10 protein-coding genes (1 of these 10 running past the window's edge) are annotated in these 17,270 nt (G+C 34.5%); 2 read left to right on the top strand and 8 right to left on the bottom strand.

The features are described from left to right. Positions 1 to 2,594, top strand: partial view of a SusC/RagA family TonB-linked outer membrane protein gene (locus NG806_RS13855; protein ID WP_261510150.1) — the 3' portion only. Its footprint begins 307 nt before the window's first position; 2,594 of the gene's 2,901 nt are visible here — the last part of the coding sequence; the start codon falls outside the window, past its left edge; it ends in the stop codon at positions 2,592 to 2,594. Positions 2,595 to 2,608: 14 nt separating this feature from the next. After that, positions 2,609 to 4,510, top strand: coding sequence for a SusD/RagB family nutrient-binding outer membrane lipoprotein (locus NG806_RS13850; RefSeq protein ID WP_261510148.1), 1,902 nt, complete (start codon positions 2,609 to 2,611; stop codon positions 4,508 to 4,510). 54 nt (positions 4,511 to 4,564) lie between these two features. On the opposite strand, the gene NG806_RS13845 is transcribed toward NG806_RS13850, so the two are convergent. The 8 genes from NG806_RS13845 to NG806_RS13810 all read right to left on the bottom strand — a co-directional run bounded on the left by NG806_RS13845 (position 4,565) and on the right by NG806_RS13810 (position 17,189). Beyond that, positions 4,565 to 5,092, bottom strand: coding sequence for a hypothetical protein (locus NG806_RS13845; RefSeq protein WP_261510147.1), 528 nt, complete (start codon positions 5,090 to 5,092; stop codon positions 4,565 to 4,567). 10 nt (positions 5,093 to 5,102) lie between these two features. Then, positions 5,103 to 5,630: a hypothetical protein gene (locus NG806_RS13840; protein ID WP_214831891.1), complete on the bottom strand. Its 528-nt coding sequence runs from the start codon at positions 5,628 to 5,630 to the stop codon at positions 5,103 to 5,105. After that, positions 5,627 to 8,383: a COG1470 family protein gene (locus NG806_RS13835; protein ID WP_261510144.1), complete on the bottom strand. Its 2,757-nt coding sequence runs from the start codon at positions 8,381 to 8,383 to the stop codon at positions 5,627 to 5,629. Before NG806_RS13835 ends, NG806_RS13840 begins: the two co-directional genes overlap by 4 nt. Beyond that, a complete protein-coding gene (locus tag NG806_RS13830) occupies positions 8,376 to 9,176 on the bottom strand; it encodes a DUF916 and DUF3324 domain-containing protein (protein WP_261510143.1) in 801 nt (266 codons plus the stop codon). Before NG806_RS13830 ends, NG806_RS13835 begins: the two co-directional genes overlap by 8 nt. 99 nt (positions 9,177 to 9,275) lie before the next feature. Beyond that, positions 9,276 to 9,854: a hypothetical protein gene (locus NG806_RS13825; protein WP_261510142.1), complete on the bottom strand. Its 579-nt coding sequence runs from the start codon at positions 9,852 to 9,854 to the stop codon at positions 9,276 to 9,278. Between the two features lie 274 nt (positions 9,855 to 10,128). Then, positions 10,129 to 12,474, bottom strand: a complete 2,346-nt coding sequence (locus NG806_RS13820) for a phosphocholine-specific phospholipase C (RefSeq protein WP_261510140.1) — start codon at positions 12,472 to 12,474, stop codon at positions 10,129 to 10,131. Positions 12,475 to 12,551: 77 nt separating this feature from the next. Continuing rightward, entirely contained in the window at positions 12,552 to 14,027 is a 1,476-nt protein-coding gene (locus NG806_RS13815; RefSeq protein WP_261510139.1) for a SusD/RagB family nutrient-binding outer membrane lipoprotein, read from the bottom strand. 21 nt (positions 14,028 to 14,048) lie between these two features. After that, entirely contained in the window at positions 14,049 to 17,189 is a 3,141-nt protein-coding gene (locus NG806_RS13810; RefSeq protein ID WP_261510137.1) for a SusC/RagA family TonB-linked outer membrane protein, read from the bottom strand. Positions 17,190 to 17,270 lie beyond the last annotated feature (81 nt).

The raw sequence follows: 17,270 nt of genomic DNA, 5'->3' as shown, positions 1-17,270 counted from the left end.
ATTCTTTTGAAGGAGATAGCCAACCATTAATAGTTGTAGATGGCATTCCCATTAATAATTCTGCTGGAGTAAAAGGGCGGAGTCAGGATGGGGCAAAGAATAACGACTTATGGAATCCTGATACAGATATGGGAAATGGATTGAGTGATATCAATCCTGACGATATTGAAACTATCTCTGTTTTAAAAGGAGGAGCTGCATCTGCTTTATATGGAGCAAGGGCAGGAAATGGAGTTATTTTGATAACAACTAAATCAGGAAAGAAGAAGGGGGGTGTTGGTATTACATATTCTACTAGTTTAGGTTTTGAAAAAATATTTATGAAGCCCGACTTACAGAGTAGTTTTGCCCGTGGAAGTAATGGACTTCCAAATCTCCCAAGTAACCTTGATAATACGGATAGCTGGGGCCCTTCAATAGAAGGAACTGATATGAAGGTTTATGATAACCTCAAAGGTTTTTTTAAGACTGGAACAAATACGCAGCACACTATTAGTTTTCAGGAAAATCTGGGAGAAGGCACAAGTCTATATACGTCTGGAAACTATTTATATGATAATAGCCAGATACCAAACTCAAAATATGAAAGGTGGAATTTCATGGCCAAAATGAACTCCAATTTTGGAGCCCAGAAAAGATGGACTACTGATGTAAAAATTCAGTATATAAGTACCAAAGCGAATAATCGTCCTGGAGGTGGCTTGGATGGGAATAGTTATGGGAACGTTCTATTAATGCCAAGAAACATTGATATAAGAGATTATAAAGAAGGAATGATGCAAAATAATGTTACTCAAAGATGGATAACAAATAATGGAATTAATCCTTATTGGGCGGCTTATAACAAGCTTAATGAGGATAAGAAAGATAGATTTTTGCTAAGTGGATACCTAAAATATCAATTTAATGATTGGCTTAGTGTTGATGTGAGGCTAGGAACAGATTATTATTCTTTAGCAGCCAATGCAAAAACATGGACTGGATCAAGACTAAATAATTCTTACAATACAAGCCAGGAAAGGTTTTATGAAAATAACTACATTACGAGTTTGAATGCAAAAAGAGATAATATTGTTGGTAAATGGGGCGGATCTCTTTCTGTATATGGTCAAATGATGGAGACAAGAACAAATGCTATTTATCTTTCTGCTCCTAATTTAACTTCACCCAATTTTTTTAATATCAATAATTCTGTAGGAAATCCCGATATAAGGGAGGTTATCTTAAATAAAAAGATTAACTCAGTTTTTGCAGCGGCAGAGATTAATTATGATGGATATTGGTTTATTAACGCAACGGCAAGAAATGATTGGTCATCTACTCTCAGCATAGAAAACAGATCCTATTTTTACCCATCTATAAGCACATCATTAGTCGTTACAGATATGCTTACAAAATTGAATGGAACAAAATCTAATATTTTATCTTTTGCCAAAATAAGAGCTTCTTATGCTGTTACAGGAAATTCTCTGGAAGCCTATGAGCTATATAATACTTTCGAAATAAAAAAAGACCCGAATGGAAATGTTACAGCAGATCGAAAGAAGATCCTTTATGATCCAAACTTGAGAAATGAAAAGCTTAAGACCTTTGAGGTTGGTTTAGATCTGCGTTTATTTAATCGTATTTCGTTGGATGTAAGTTACTACAATACAAAAGCAACTGATCAGCTAATCAACTTACCTATGAATCCTCTTTCAGGGTATGAGAAAAAAAAGATCAATGCAGGAGGTTTGCAAAATCAAGGAATTGAAATAGTATTTAATACAGACGTTATCAAGAATCAGAATTTTATTTGGAATACGAGTGTAAACTTTTCACAAATGACCAGTAGAATTAATAAAATTGATGGTGAAGTCATGAAATATTCGCTTGGTGGATTTGATGATATAAGCATATTTGCCGAAGTAGGCAGAAGATATGGAGCAATATATGGTTCAAAATTTAAACGTGTAGAAGATGCCAATAGCCCCTATTATGGTAAATTAATAGTAGATGGGAATGGCGCTCCTCAAAAAGAGACTGGCTTATTTTATTTGGGAAATCAATCTCCTAAAGCTCTATTTGGTTTTACCAATAGTTTTATTTATAAAAACTTTGGGCTTTCATTCCAGATAGATGGGAGGATTGGTGGCGATTTTTTTTCTGGAACACAAGCAGCATTACAAAGGAGCGGTCTAGCTGAAAATACGGCGCCAGGAGGGAAACGTGATAATTTTATAGTAGACGGAGTGGTTGTAGATACGAACGGTAACTACATGTCCAATAATAAGGAGATTACACAACAGAATTACTGGGCAGCTGTTACTACTGGAAATTTAGGAATAACGGAACAGAATATTTATGATGCTACTAATATCCGGCTTAGAAATATTCAACTTTCTTATAACTTTCCAAAAGCTTTGTTTGAGAAATTTGTAATTAAAAGTGCTAAAGTAGCTTTCACAGCAAATAATGTTTGGATGATTTACAGTAAGTCAAAGGGCATAGATCCGGAATCAGTATTCGCTATAAGTTCCAATGCAGTTGGCTTTGAAAACTTTGCATTTCCAACCATGAGATCATATTTATTTACCATTACATTAGGATTTTAATAAACATAAAAAAAATGAAAAAATATATAATTCCTGCTCTAGCATCGATTTTTCTTACATTCTGCGGATGTAAAGATTTTGAAGAAATTAATACAGATCCACTATCTGCAAATATTGATCAGGTGCAACCTGAGTACTTTCTGAACAGCTCTATTCTTGGTGCGCAGCAAGATCCTAATATTGCAGAGAGACTTTTTGTATTGTATTGGAAAACTGCGGCGAGACAGCATCTAAGTACTGGTATAGCCGGAGGAACTGATAATGATTCTTGGACAGTAGAATACTGGAAGTATATTTCTCAATGGCTTAATAATGCTAATGCAACAATTCAAATTGCTAATGAGAAAAAAGCGACAGGACAGGGGCTACCCCATTATGACAATCTAATCCAGGTTGCCCGTATTTGGAGAGCCTACTTAATGAGCGAATTTTCAGATAATTTTGGTCCACAGCCTATTCTGGCTTTCCAGGGAACTAATCCCAACTTTAATTCTGAAAAAGAAGTGTATTATTTTATTTTAGATGAATTAAAAGATGCTGTCGCAAAAATGGATCTTAATCAACCCATTCCAGCTGATAATATTTCGAAGTATGATATGGCATATAAACTAAAATGGAACCAATGGGTAAAATATGCCAATTCCTTGCGTATGAGAGTTGCCATGAGAATATCTGAAGTAGAACCCGCTAAAGCAAAGTCAGAATTTGAAGCTGCGATTGCATCCAATAATTTTATAAGTGTAAGTTCCGATAATTTTACGATTGCTGAAAAACCTGGATGGGATGGTTTAACAGGGGTAATGTCTAGAGAGTGGAATTCACAATTGTTATCAAGCACGCTCAATAATTTATATATTGGGTTAGGAGGGATTAATTCGATGGATCAGCTAAGTCAAGATAAACACAGTGCCATAAAAGATGCAGATTATATTGGAATAAAATATGATGAGCAATTTACTAAACTTACCAATGATCCTTCTGCTGGCTATTGGCTGGATGGAATTCCAAATAAGATTGATCCAAGAGCGTTTAAAACATTTTATATTCCAGGAGACTTTACAAATCCTATTTATTCTCTTTATCCTACCTATACAAATGATGCTAAAACAAACTATGGGGATCTTCAATTTACGAATAATACAACCATCACTGTAAACGCTGTAAATACCTGGAATGCATTTGCAATTGGAAACTGGGCTGAGAAAGGCCAAAGAAATGGATTAAGAGGATTAATTGGTCGTGCACCTGCTTTGGGAAAGCAATATAGAGAGAGTACCAACTCAAGAATATTTTTTGCAAGCTGGGAATCTTATTTCTTAATTGCTGAAGCAGCCTTAAAAGGATGGGCTACACCAATGAATGATGAAGCAGCTTATAATAAAGGGATACAAGATAGCTTTATCTATAATAGTGTTTCTCAGTTCTACGGACAATATATTGCTTCTACTGATTACAACAGAGATGGAACTTCCGTTGCTTATGGGCATATTACAGAACCGGGATCAACTCATACGATGAAATATAGAGACCCTGCCAGCAATAATCTTGTTTCAGTTACCATTAATTACCCGGTTAATACTATTTACAAAAACGGAGCTTTTAAAAATGATAAATTAACTAAAATCATTACTCAAAAGTATTTAGCTAATATGCCATGGCTTCCTTTGGAATCATGGAATGACCATAGAAGATTGGGATTGCCATTTTTTGAAAATCCAGCTATTGAAACTCCATTGGTTAATTTACCGGCCATTACAACAGGCAATTTTATGACCAATTCTCTTAAGAATTTCCCACAAAGACTTAGATATCCTAGTAGTTTTAGAAATTCGGATCCAGAAGGTTATCAAAAAGCAGTGCAACTGTTGGGAGCAGAAGATGCTGTACTTACTCCACTCTGGTGGGCAAAACATTAAAAATATAAAATATGCAAAACCTCATTCGATAAGATTGAGGTTTTCATTTTAAGATTAAAGAGAACCTATAGTAAAAACCACCCTACTGCCATAAGCCGCCGCAGGTACTGTTACTGATACACCTGTTAGCTGTAATTGTATAGGAATATTACTATAAGATGCGAGTGCTAGTACTGCTGCAATTCTAAATAATTCTACATCAGTAATTGTTAGAGCCTGATAAGTAATTCCTCCAGTTATAGTACATAATAAACAAACGGTGGTGCCATTTCCTGTTCTTTTAATATTTAGCCCTAAGGAACTGTTCCATGTTGGATTTGCTATGTAATGTACAGATACCTTTGCACTGCCCAGCAGCAAAGGAACACTTGCTGCCAATAGAATTTGATTGGCTGCACTTTCATAACTACCTGCATAATTGCTTCCTGCTTCGGTTATAGATGGAATACTTACTGTCCAGTTACTTCCTCCTACAGTTAATGATTGTCCTTTACAAAAGCCACCTGCCAGTATCAAGAAGAAAATAGATATATTATTTATAAAAGAAATCTTTTTTTTCAAAAAATCATTATTATATTTCATTTCATTCATTTTATTCGGTGATCGTATAGGTGATAACGACTGGTGTATTGGTACGAGCTGATAGGTTGGCATATGTATTAGTCACTAAGGTAATGGTAAGCCTATGACCATTATTAGCTCCATTTCCTGTAAATGCTCCACCAATTCCACTGATTATAGTAATCGGTGTCGTTGTAAGTGTAACCTGAGCCGAAGGAGTTCCCAAAGTGCCACCGCCTGCACCTGAAGCTGCAGCAGCCTGTAATCTGATGTTGATACCAGGAATGACCTGATTAACTGACGCAGTAACTCTTCTTGTAGCGCCTCCTGATGCTATCGCAGAAGTATAATTAATCCATTTGGTTGTATTGACCGCAGGATTTACTATAGATAATCCTGCCTGGGTGGGAGCAACGAAGCTTAAAACAATATTGCCTGTAGGTTCTATATCCAATAAAGTGACAATGGGTAATGTAGTCGCAACATTAATTTGTGAAAACAGTTTACCGGATAGTATACAGAAAATTATAGATAATATGTGGGGAACAACTGATCTCATTTTTGTTTTTTTATTTCATTATAGCCTACTTTAATACTTTCCTGCTGATATTTTACTTCAGTTTGTTGTTTCATAACATTAATGGTTAACTTTTTAGTTTCAGAAGCTTTTAAGGCAAAACGAAAAGTGTCCATTGAAATTTTGAAACGTCTATCCAATCCATTACGATATATCTTTACAGTCCAGTCTCCCGGTCGTAAATAAGTAAAATCGAAATTCTCACCTATAAATCCTATTTTACGATAAGTCTGTTCTCCATTTGATGCTTCTATTATAATGCTTTCCCGCTTCTTTTTTTCCTTTTTAGGTTGAAAATGAGCAAAACTGAATTGATTGCTTTCCTGATTTTCTGTCAATTCAATATGTCCCTGAATGTTTGCGGCAGTCGTCAATCCGAAGTTAAAAATATTCTCCTTATTGGTCAGCAATACCGATGCAGGAATACTAATATCAGCAATGTCGTTTATCCCTGTTGTTGATCGATCTATTTCTATTATGTAATCTCCTGGGGTTACATTTTTAAATATATAATTGCCATTTTTATCAGTCATAGAAAGATAGTTCCCCATCATAAGTCTTATGCCCTCTGTTTTTTTTACACCAAGATTACCTATGTTTCCTGATAAAGTAGTGTATTCAGCTGTTTTTTGAACTGGAACATTCAGACGCCAAGTATAGCGAACTGAGAATATAAAATCTTTGTTTCCTAGCTCTCCCCGTTGTAAAGCGTACCGTCCAGAGGCATCTAATTCATGTCCGGGAAAGATCCGTTGATGAAAAAGAACTTCAAAAAGATTTCGATCGGTAAAATATTCTTCTGGAATATAATTGTTCTGGTAAAAAATGCTAAGATCAGTTTTTGAAGAAAACCGGCTGATAATACGGGCACCATAATAAAATTGATCTTGATTTTGTAGCTGATAACGAGAAGTTACAGCATAGCTTCCAAATACATTAAAGGAAGTTTTAAATTTTTCAAAACCTAAATTAAAAGTATAAAAACTGGAATTTCCGCTAAATTCACTAAGATAATTTTCTGTTTTTCCGAATTGCCCCTGAAGGTTTACCTGAAAAATACCAATTTGTTGGTCGATGCTTACCCTGAAAAATCTCTCATAATAATCAAATTGCCTTGGTTCCAAACGATCCTGATATCTTTGATATCCATTATAAAGCATTATAGTACCAGTCTTCATGTATTTGTAGTTGATACCATACTGAAAGAATTTCCTGTAAGGCGCGGCTAAAAATAGAGTATCTCTTTGAAAATTTCTTGCATCCTGTACATAGTTTCCAAATACACTGAGCCTTCTTGATACCTTATACTGCAAATTCCCGTTGAAAGTACTTGTATTTGTGAAATATCCGGAAAATTGAGGACTCGCTCTCATATACATGATATTTCCGTTAAACTTTTCATAGCTAGCCAAAACCTGTACCATGTAAGCAGTACCGTCTGTATTATCTGTTTTGCTGTAGGCCAGTTCTCCGGATACATCCAGATGCTTATCAAGTTTGAATTTCCCTGTTACATAAGGAAGATGAGCATTAGAATCTAATCTGACATCATTTAAACTTAATTTGACGTCTCCGGTTCTTGGTATTTTATATAAATATCCTGCTGTAATTTCTGATTCTTTATTGATTTTAAATTTTGAATAAACATTAAATTCATCTTTAATATCACGGAAAAATCTTGGATGGTTATAAAAGCCACCAATACTTATTTTTTTGAAATTATACTGTAATTCTACACCACGGCCATATCTGGCAAACTCTGTAAGATAAGATGAAGAATAAGTTTTATCTCCCAAATGAGCAAAGAGATTATCACGCCTGTAATTAATAAAATATTCTTCATATTGGGTAAAAGAGTTAAATTCAACAGGATTCGAAGATACTGCATGGAATTCTAGTATTCCTTTATTTTCTTTATCTAGGGTACCTTTACCATATAATTCTCCTTGAAAACCATCATGATAAATCCCTCTGTTCTTCATTCCTATAAAAGCTAAAGAAGCTGAAACAGGTAACCGGTGATATATATCGTCTTCAGTAGGTTTAACAGAAATAATTTTGGTACTGCTATAAGCGGTTTGATTTTCCTTGGGATTGTCTATTGAATATACAGAAAGATTGAGATTTTGATATTCATTTTTTCCCAAATCAGGATTTGTATTTTTAGCGATGTTAATTATTTTAGTTTCACCGGGTGGTAAAAGTAAGGAAGCTTCATGATCCACAACAGCATTTTTACTTTCCAGTATGAGCTTCTCGGCTACATTTCCACTATTTTTTAATAAAAAAGAAGAGGTAATGGTTTCACCTGCTTTTACAAACTCTGGAGAATTTATTGCGGTAAGGGAAAGTTTTCTATTTCCAACAACTTCTATTTCCAGTGTTTTGATGAATTGTTCACCATCACTTTTTTCTGTTCCATATAATCTTACATTATATACTCCTTTTGGAGTTTCAGTTGCAATTCTTAAAGGAACAATGTACACCGTATTTTCTTCCGCAGGGATTGTCAATTCATTTCTATTTAAAATAGGTCTGATATATGGATTGGAAGTTTCAATACGAATATCATAAGTCTTGTTTATTAAAGTTTTATTTTCTAAAGTAAACGAAACAGAAGTAGCCGTTCCCGGAAGTAGACTATCTTTTTTGCTGACAAATTCTTTAGGTTGTTTTTGAGAAAAAGTAAGTACTGGGAGGAGTATGAAGAGATATAAAGCCCAAATTTTAATCATTTTTTACTTCTAGTTCCACATTGAGGGCGAAAGCATTTTCGTCTTCATCTGTTGCGATGACGACGGCATTATATTTATCAGGTGGAACTTTACTGATATCAATGTAAAAGGATTTCGATGTGCTTGGTAATAATCCCATCGCCTGGCTTGAAAAATTGCCTATTTTTTGTCCATTTTTTCTATTATATATCTCAATAGATGCTGTTGGTTTGCAATAAATTTTCCCTTTATTAGCAATTGCAATTTTTAATAATTGTTTACCTTCTTCCTTGTCAATTTTCACTGTTTCGAATTTAAGGTCAGGTCTTAACTTCTCAGAATCATAATCGGTAATCACCTGAATGGCATACCGAACAATAGACGTTATATTGACTCCTGCACTATTATTACTTGGTTTTATATCATCTACTGGTTCTACGATGATGACACTCCAGTAGCTGCCAGCCTCGGAAATTTGGTCAGGTACAGTAATCTCATAATATACCTCTGTTTTTTCTTTGGCTTTTAGACTAAGGTAATTCGTATTAAGTTTGATCCAATCCGAATTGGTCTTCTCATTCGTATGGGGTGCAGTATAACTTATAGTTCCATTTGCCTGATAGGTAAAATCCTGTAAGAATATTTTTATGCTCTGAGGTTTATTATCTGTATTTTCTATTGCAATTTTTCCTTTATAAACCTGCCCGTTTTCTACTTTATAGTTATGAGTAAGACCATTAAGAATTACAATACTCGCGTGTAAAAATACAAGTGGTAAAAGAAGATATGTAAAAATGAAAATACGCTTTATCATAATTATGTAAAGTTTGAGATTAAAACACGGCAACAAAATAGTAAGAAGAAATAATCTGTATGATCTCTTCTTACTAAAATTATATAAGATTTTTAGCTTCTAATTATCCGAAATGGTATAGGTCACTGTAGCGACAGCCGTAGCTGTTGCTTGAAGATCAGCATAATTTGCAACTCCACCAGGACCACTTCCGGCTGCTAAAGCATAGGTGAGATTATGTCCGTTGTTAGCTCCATCTCCTGTATACGCACTGCCAATGCCTGAAATAATTGTTTGATCTGCTGCACTCAAAGTTAATTGTGCTGATGGTGTCCCTAATGTTCCGGCACCTGCTCCAGCAGCAGCAGCAGCTGTAACATGGATGTCTATTCCTGGAATTATGGCATTTAATTTTACAGAAACATTACGGGTAGCATCTGCAACTGATTTAATTGAGGAATAGTTTAACCAAAGTGTATTATTTGAAGTGGACGGAATGATTGGTAACCCTGCTTCTGTTGGAGCCGTAAAACCTAAAGTAATGTTTTTTGTAGCTGCAGGCTCAATATCTACTAGCGCAACTTCGGGAATCGTAACCGAGATGGTGTGATTGTCAGTGTTAGTGTCTTGTGCACTTAAATTAGCCGAAATTGCAAGGGCAATTAAAGCAAGTGATAATGTAAACTTAAATTTTTTCATGATAGTTAGTTATAGTTAATTTTAAGTGAAGTTAGTGAAATTAAGATAAACAATGAAAATTTTAATTTTTTAATAATTACAGCAATTTACTTTCCAGTATGCGTTGCATAGTATATATTTACTCACATAGCTTGGATTTAATATTTTAATGGCATCAAGAATAATGCCTAAATTTTTATTATTTGATCTATGTAAGAACGAAAATTATTTGGTAGCGCACAAAAAAGCCTTACACAAATAAGGTAAGGCTTAAGTTTTATTTAAATGTATATTATTACATCCAATGAGGATCAGAGATCGATGTTTTTCCTGTTTCTATTCTGCCCGAAAATTGCCAGATATGATCATTTTCGGTTATTTTCAAGTCATACCAGCCTTTATTTTTATTAAGATTTATGATGATCGTTTCCTGAGCTTTGTTTAAAGTAATTTTTCTTTGATTCTTCTCGTACATATCATTTATTATAACAGAAATACTTTCTTTTATATGTTTTTTGAAAAGTAACTGAACTTCATTATTCCTCGTATCATTTAATAAATGTATTTCAAATCCAGGTTGTTGATCTCCTTTAAAATTTCTATAAAAACCATTTGGACCAAAAACTTCGTAATTATAGTGATCCAGATTTAAAGAATGTGATAATTCCTGTTTTGAATAAAGAGCATATGAAAAGTAATAGCTTTCACTATCTAGTTTTGATCTGTCATAGATCAATAAAGGAATTCCGGTTTCCCTCAAGTTCTGCATTTTAATTTGATCACCATCTAGATTAACAATAAAGTTGTACGGTAATGCATTGGAAGGTCTTGTTCCTCTTTCCTGAATTTCCAATAAACTGCTGTTTAGCTCATTTTCTGAATGCCACTTCAAATTTGGAACAGGTTTGTTTTTGGCCGCATTGATGGTTTTTGCATATTCTTTTTGATTTAAATAATCCATCTGTGGTGCTTTAATATTTGAAGAATTAAAAGCTGAAGTTAAATCTCCACAAATTGCCCGCCTCCAATCACTAATGTTTTCTACTGTGGCATTTTTATTTAATTTTTTATTAATAAATTTTTCCAGAAACTGTAAGACAGAAGTATGATCTGAAACTTCTGAGTTTACAAATCCCCCTTTCGTCCATGGAGATGCAATGATCATAGGAACTCTATAACCCAGACCAACTGTTCCTTCAATACGCTCATGGTCTTTTAATTTACGGTCAGCCATGTAGTCTTGATTTTTGTTGACATAATCTACCCCTTCTTTTCCATTCATATCGACAGGTTGACTTGGATTTAATGGTGGAGCAAAAGGTAAAACATGATCAAAATATCCATCATTTTCGTCATAATTGATAATAAAAATGGTTTTCTTCCACGTTTCAGGATCCTTGGTAAGAATATTTAAAACTTCTGAAATATACCACGCTCCATACCATGGTGATCCGGGATGATCGGAAAAATGTTCTGGAGCTACAAGCCATGAAACCAGTGGCAGTTTTTTCTCCTCAACATCTTTGCGGAACTGAAATAGTACATCTCCTTTTGGTACTACCAATCTTTCACCATGTTCATCATTTCCAATTTCTAAATTCCAAAAATTGGGATCTCCGGAATTGGTTGTAAATGCTTTTTCATGGAGGTTTTTTTCTTTTTGAGATAATTTTGAATAATTATCCGGATGATATTTAACCAGATCTTCCTGAAGCTCTGTGATCAGATCTTCTAATCTTTCTTTATGGCTGGGATTCTTTTCAATTTCCTGCTTCAGATAATTAATAACATTTGGAATATTTTTATAATATCCTTCGGAAAACTTTACATTAAATGCTGAAAACCATTCTATAGGATTATCTGTAAAATTACTCAGCCATGCTTCCTGTTCTCCGGACATTCCTTTTGGCAGACTGATTTCATTCTGATATATTTTCCATGAGACATTTTGTTCTTCTAATATTTCCGGAAAACTTTTCCATCTTGCCTGATGGTTTTTATCATAATCTATATTTTCATTATAGACATTAGCTTTTACTTTACCATTTTGCTGCTCTCTAAGAGTTCCCGACCAATGAAAAAGTCTGTTCGGAGTAGTACCCGTAAGGGAAGAACAGAAATATTGATCAAATATCGTAAACGCATCTGCCAACTGATAATAAAACGGGAGATCCTCACGATTATAATATCCCAAAGTAAGTGGGATATTTTTATAATCTTTATTTCCTGAAGCTTTTGATTGTAACCATTGGTCATATTTTCCTTTATTAAAAGCCTTTTGTTGATCCGACCACGAATGTGGTAGTGAGCTCATCCATGTAGATTTTGTGTTTCTTAGATCCAAACGGGCAGGGGAAGCATATTTTCCATCATTACCCTTCTGAAAGAAAACAGAATGTCCATCCTGTTTTACGAAAGCTTTTTTATCAAGAAATCCCCTTACACCCTTTAATGAACCAAAAGCATGGTCAAATGAACGATTTTCCTGCATCAAAATAACGACATGTTCGGCATCATAAAATGTAGATAAAGCAGCAGGTTCAATAGCTAATGCTTTTAAAATTGAAGGATGTAAAACACTTGAAGTTCCAAGACCTGCTAATAAAAGCCCTGACTTTGCTAAAAATTCTTTTCTGTTCATGTTGAATTATAATAAGAAAGAAACCGCAAGATAATATTTCCTGCGATTTCTTTTATGTAGATTAAAATGTTAAATTGTTATTGTAACCACCAAGGTTTAGAATTGATATTATCAGTTCCTCCATATTGTGCGGCCAGTGCAGCTTTCAGATTTACACTGTTGTAATTGTACTCTGTCTGTGGGTATCTGAATCGTAAAGGCGCAGAAACTCCGGTTTGTAAAGGATAATTAGGAAAACCAGTTCTCAGATAATCATAATAAGATGTCCATTGTGACTGATGAAACATCGTCATGTATTTCTGAGTCATAATTTTTTCCAGTTGACTGGCTAACGAAGCTGAATTATCATAAGAAACTAAAGAAGTCGTTAAATAATTATTTACATTAAAACCTGCAAAATAAAGATTCGGATTCTTTACATAGGTTTGGTAGAAACTAAAACTACCTTTGATAGCATTTTCATAGTGAGTTTTTGCAGATCCTGAAATCCATCCTCTTGCTGTAGCTTCTGCTAAAATGAATTCTAATTCAGGATAGCTTAATACCGAAGAAGGTTCGTTTGTTGGATCTTTATAGAAACGGTCATTGATCTTAGAAATATTTTTCGCAGCAACCAATGCGGCATTATCAGAATAAGGTGAGGTAGGATTTCCACCATTGTATCCTGTAAAATCGGTAACCGGTTTTCCTGCTTCCTTAGCTGACGTAGTTTGAGCTGCGAAAGTGAACAAACGGGGATCTTGTCTGGTTTTAAAAAGATTAATAAAATAATCTGCCATATACAAACTTGAACCATAACCACTGTTATTGAACATGGTATATCTGCTGTCAGCAACGTCTGCAAACTTTAACTCCCCATTATCAGCAATGGAAGACATTAATGGCTGGCTTCCTGCAATCGAGGCGAATTCTGTTGCAATCGTATAGTTTCCAACGCTTGTCTTTTTTGAAAGTGTAATTAAAATTTTCAATCGGAAAGAATTGATTAATTTCTTCCATTTCATTGCATCACCGTTATAAATAATATCACCTTCTATCTTATCAGTGGTATTAATAAGATCATTCGCTTCTTTCAACTCTGTTAAAATCCCTGACATTACAGATTCCTGATTGTCATATTTAGGCTGGGTAATTCCTGATTCTCCTTTTACTGCTTCTGAATAAGGAATACTTCCGGATTTTAAGCTTAGATTAAAAAAATAATAGGCTCTTAAAAACTTACCTATAGCGATATAATTTTTATTATTGATCCTTTCCGCTTCCTGCATCATTTTTACGGTATTCAGAAGACCACCCGTATAGGCTTCGAAAGAAGAATCATTCCATTTCATATATTGATATGAATTTTCACCATCGATTCCGATCAACATTCTTGATGCATACATATTATCTCCGTTTACCTGAAAAGCCGATTTTGAAACATAGGTTAAAAGAGATTTAGGATCAATAGTAGCCTGATCGTTTGGGTTTTCGTTGATCTTATCAAGATTTGATTCACACGAAGTAAGTGCAAAAGCTCCTATAACAACTAATGATTTTATAATATTTTTCATTTTGACTGAAATGTTATTTAATTAAAATTTAAGATTGAATCCAATTCCAAACCATCTGCTTGAAGGATCCTGAATGTCATTTCCTGTTTTTACCTGGAAGTCCGGATCAGAGTAGAGGTTTTTTGATTTTTTCCACATGGCAAGATTATAGGCTGATACATTTACAGTAAAATTCCTTACAAATCCTTTTGGATTTAACAAAGAAGAGAAATCATATTCCAGAACTACTGATCTTAATTTTATAAAAGTCCTGTCAAAAACATTGGCAAATTCTTCACTTTCATCTTCTGTTACCCTTGCCTGATAAGGGTAATTTTGTGCCCAGTCCTGGAAACTGATAGGTTTTATATGCGGAGTGTAAGTACCGGTAGCAGCATTATAATTTACGCCATCCGGTACAAAATAATAAGTACCCGGATTAGCATATTCCTCATCTCTGTATGCCACAGAATTAGGATGTTTTCCTCCCCACCACATTTTTTCCACAACCTGAGATCTCATTACTCCCCCAATACTTCCATCGATGCCAATGTTTAAACTCAACTTTTTGTATTTGAATGTATTATTAAATCCAAAAGTCCAGTCTGGGTTGAAATGTCCAAGATTAGTAGGAGTGTTCGCTTTTGTTGGCATTCCGGTTTCTGCATTCAGAATTACTTTTCCATCCGGCGATTTTTGCCACGTATAATCATAATAACTATCCATTCTTTCGCCTAGCTTAATGTTGTTGTAATTAGGCATGTTTTCATAGATAGATGTTAGTTTCTGTTCGTACTTACTCCAGTTGATCAGTGATTTCCACATAAAATCTTTCGTCTTTACTGGAACCAGCCCTAAGGAAATCTCGACTCCCTTTGTGGTATATTCGTTACCATTTACATATTGAGACTTAAAGCCTGAAGATTCTGCACTTGGAAACTGAAGGATATTATTATAATCTAATGTTCTGAAATAAGTAGCATCTAATGTTACTCTGTTCTTAAACAAACCTGCACTTAAACCTAGTTCATAAGATTTGGTTTGCTCCGGTTTCAGAGAGTTTTCATAATTTAAGGTTGTTGGATAATAATTGGTAGGATTTCCATTGAAAGTAATACCATCATTATTTAAATAATAATTTCTGATCGAGTAAGGCTGAAAGTCATAAGCCACTTTCGCCCATGAAGCAGATAGCTTCAACAGGTTAATAGCTTCAGGCATTTTAACGAGATTCGATATCACTGCACTTAATGAAGCAGAAGGATAGAAATAAGACCTGTTAGCTTTTGGCAATGTAGAAGACCAGTCGTTACGTCCGGACACATTAATGAAGAATGCATTGTATAAGCCAATATCTATGGTACTGTACGCACTGTAAATTAGCTTTTCCTTAAGATAGTCATAGTATTTTACCGCTCCCACAGAATTGTCTAGTGTGTATTGTTCAGGAATTTTTAATCCATCTGTTGAAGCATTATCTACATCGTTCTTATAGTAAAATGTTGAAGCTCCGGCATTAATTGTAAAGTCAAAGTTCTCAGAGATCTTTTTCTTATAAGTGGCTAAAAAATCAGAATTTAGATTCCATGTCTTTGTGTCATTCAAAAGATATCCTCCACTTCTTGGTGCACTGTAATTGAAATATGAATAAGGACTTAAGATCTCTTGCGTATTGTGATTTTCAACAATAGATATTTTACCTTTAATAGAGAAATCCTGAGTTGCTTTATATTCTAAACCTGTTTGTGCGTTGATCACATCGGTTCTATTCTTATTTTTGTAATAATTTGCTCCAAACCATGGGTTATTGTACCATGCGTAGTTCCAGTTAGCCTGTGTTCGTCCCTCCTGACCAGGAACCCACATGTGGTTTTTTAAATCTTTTCCGTTTACATCACCTCCCATCCAGATAAGAATGGTATACATATGCCCACTTGGATTGTAATCGTAATTAGGAATGTTTGGGGTAAAAGTTTGATTAAAATTAAACTTCGTATCAAAGATTAGCTTGTCAGTTATATGATTTTCAGAAGAGAAATTTATTCCATAACGTTGTAAATAAGCTTCCGGAATTCTGTCATCATAATTCATGAAATTACCGGAAAGTCTGTAGGTGTCTTTATTATTTTTATAACTAATAGAAAAGCTATTGTTATTGATAACTGCTGGTTTTAAAAAAGTATTTAAGTTATCATGATATTCCCAATCGATAGGAACTCTTTCATATCTTGATTTGTCATTGTACTGGCTTCCTGCTACAGTGCCATACCATGGAATAACCTGCCCTGTTGTTTTATCTCTAATTGGACTATTCCATTGTGCTATTTGTAATCCTGGAACAAATTTAGGTCCCCAGATCATATCACCATCATTTACACCTCCATCTGCACCATCCCAGAATTCATATTTTCCATGAGAACCGTTTCCGTATTGAGTCTGAGTCTTTGGAAGGTTGGTGAAACCAGCTGTAATCATAGTGTTTTGTGAAAACTCTACTGTAAAACCTTTCTTTTTCGCACTCTTTGTCGTGATCAAAACAGCACCATATCTTCCTCGTGATCCATATAATGCGGCAGCTGTTGCACCTTTCAATACGTTGATGTTATCGATATTGTTTGGATCAAGATTTTGGAAAACTTCTTTTTCTACGATAACACCATCGATGACAAATACCAAATTAGAATTACCTCTCAAAGTGAATTCAGGAGCCTGCTGCATTCCGGTAGGGTTTGAAACATTTAATCCGGCAACCTGTCCGGAAAATAAGTTTCCTATACTTGGTGTTGTAATAGATTCAAATTGTTTTGTTCCTATTTCCTGAGTAGAATACCCGATTTTTTCTTTCTTTTTCGCAATACCTAAAGCTGTAATAACAACACCTTCAATCTGTTTTTCATTTACTTTTTTTAGAACAATCGAATATTGTCTTCTGGAAGATACCTCTATACTATAAGAAGAGTATTCCGGAGAGAAGAACTCAAGGATATCTTTAGGATTTGCAGTAATTGTAAAATTACCATTTTCATCAGTTATAGCTGATTTTCCAGTGTTTTTGTCAGTAATATTTACACCTGAAACACTAGTGCCGTTTTCGGATTTTACATTTCCGGAAATATTAATTTCCTGGGCAGTTAAATAAAGGGGGAGTAAAAAAATCGCAAAAGTAGCTAAAGTCTTCTTCATTTTTTTGAGGACAAATTTAGCCGTGTAGTGTTACCAGGGTTTTAATGATATATTAAGATAAAAATACGATTTCACCTTTTC

It is taken from the genome of Chryseobacterium paludis (assembly GCF_025403485.1).
Classification (GTDB): Bacteria; Bacteroidota; Bacteroidia; order Flavobacteriales; family Weeksellaceae; genus Chryseobacterium; species Chryseobacterium paludis.
The sequence above is the reverse complement of the archived record's forward strand: the minus strand, read 5'-3'. Positions and strand labels throughout refer to the sequence as shown.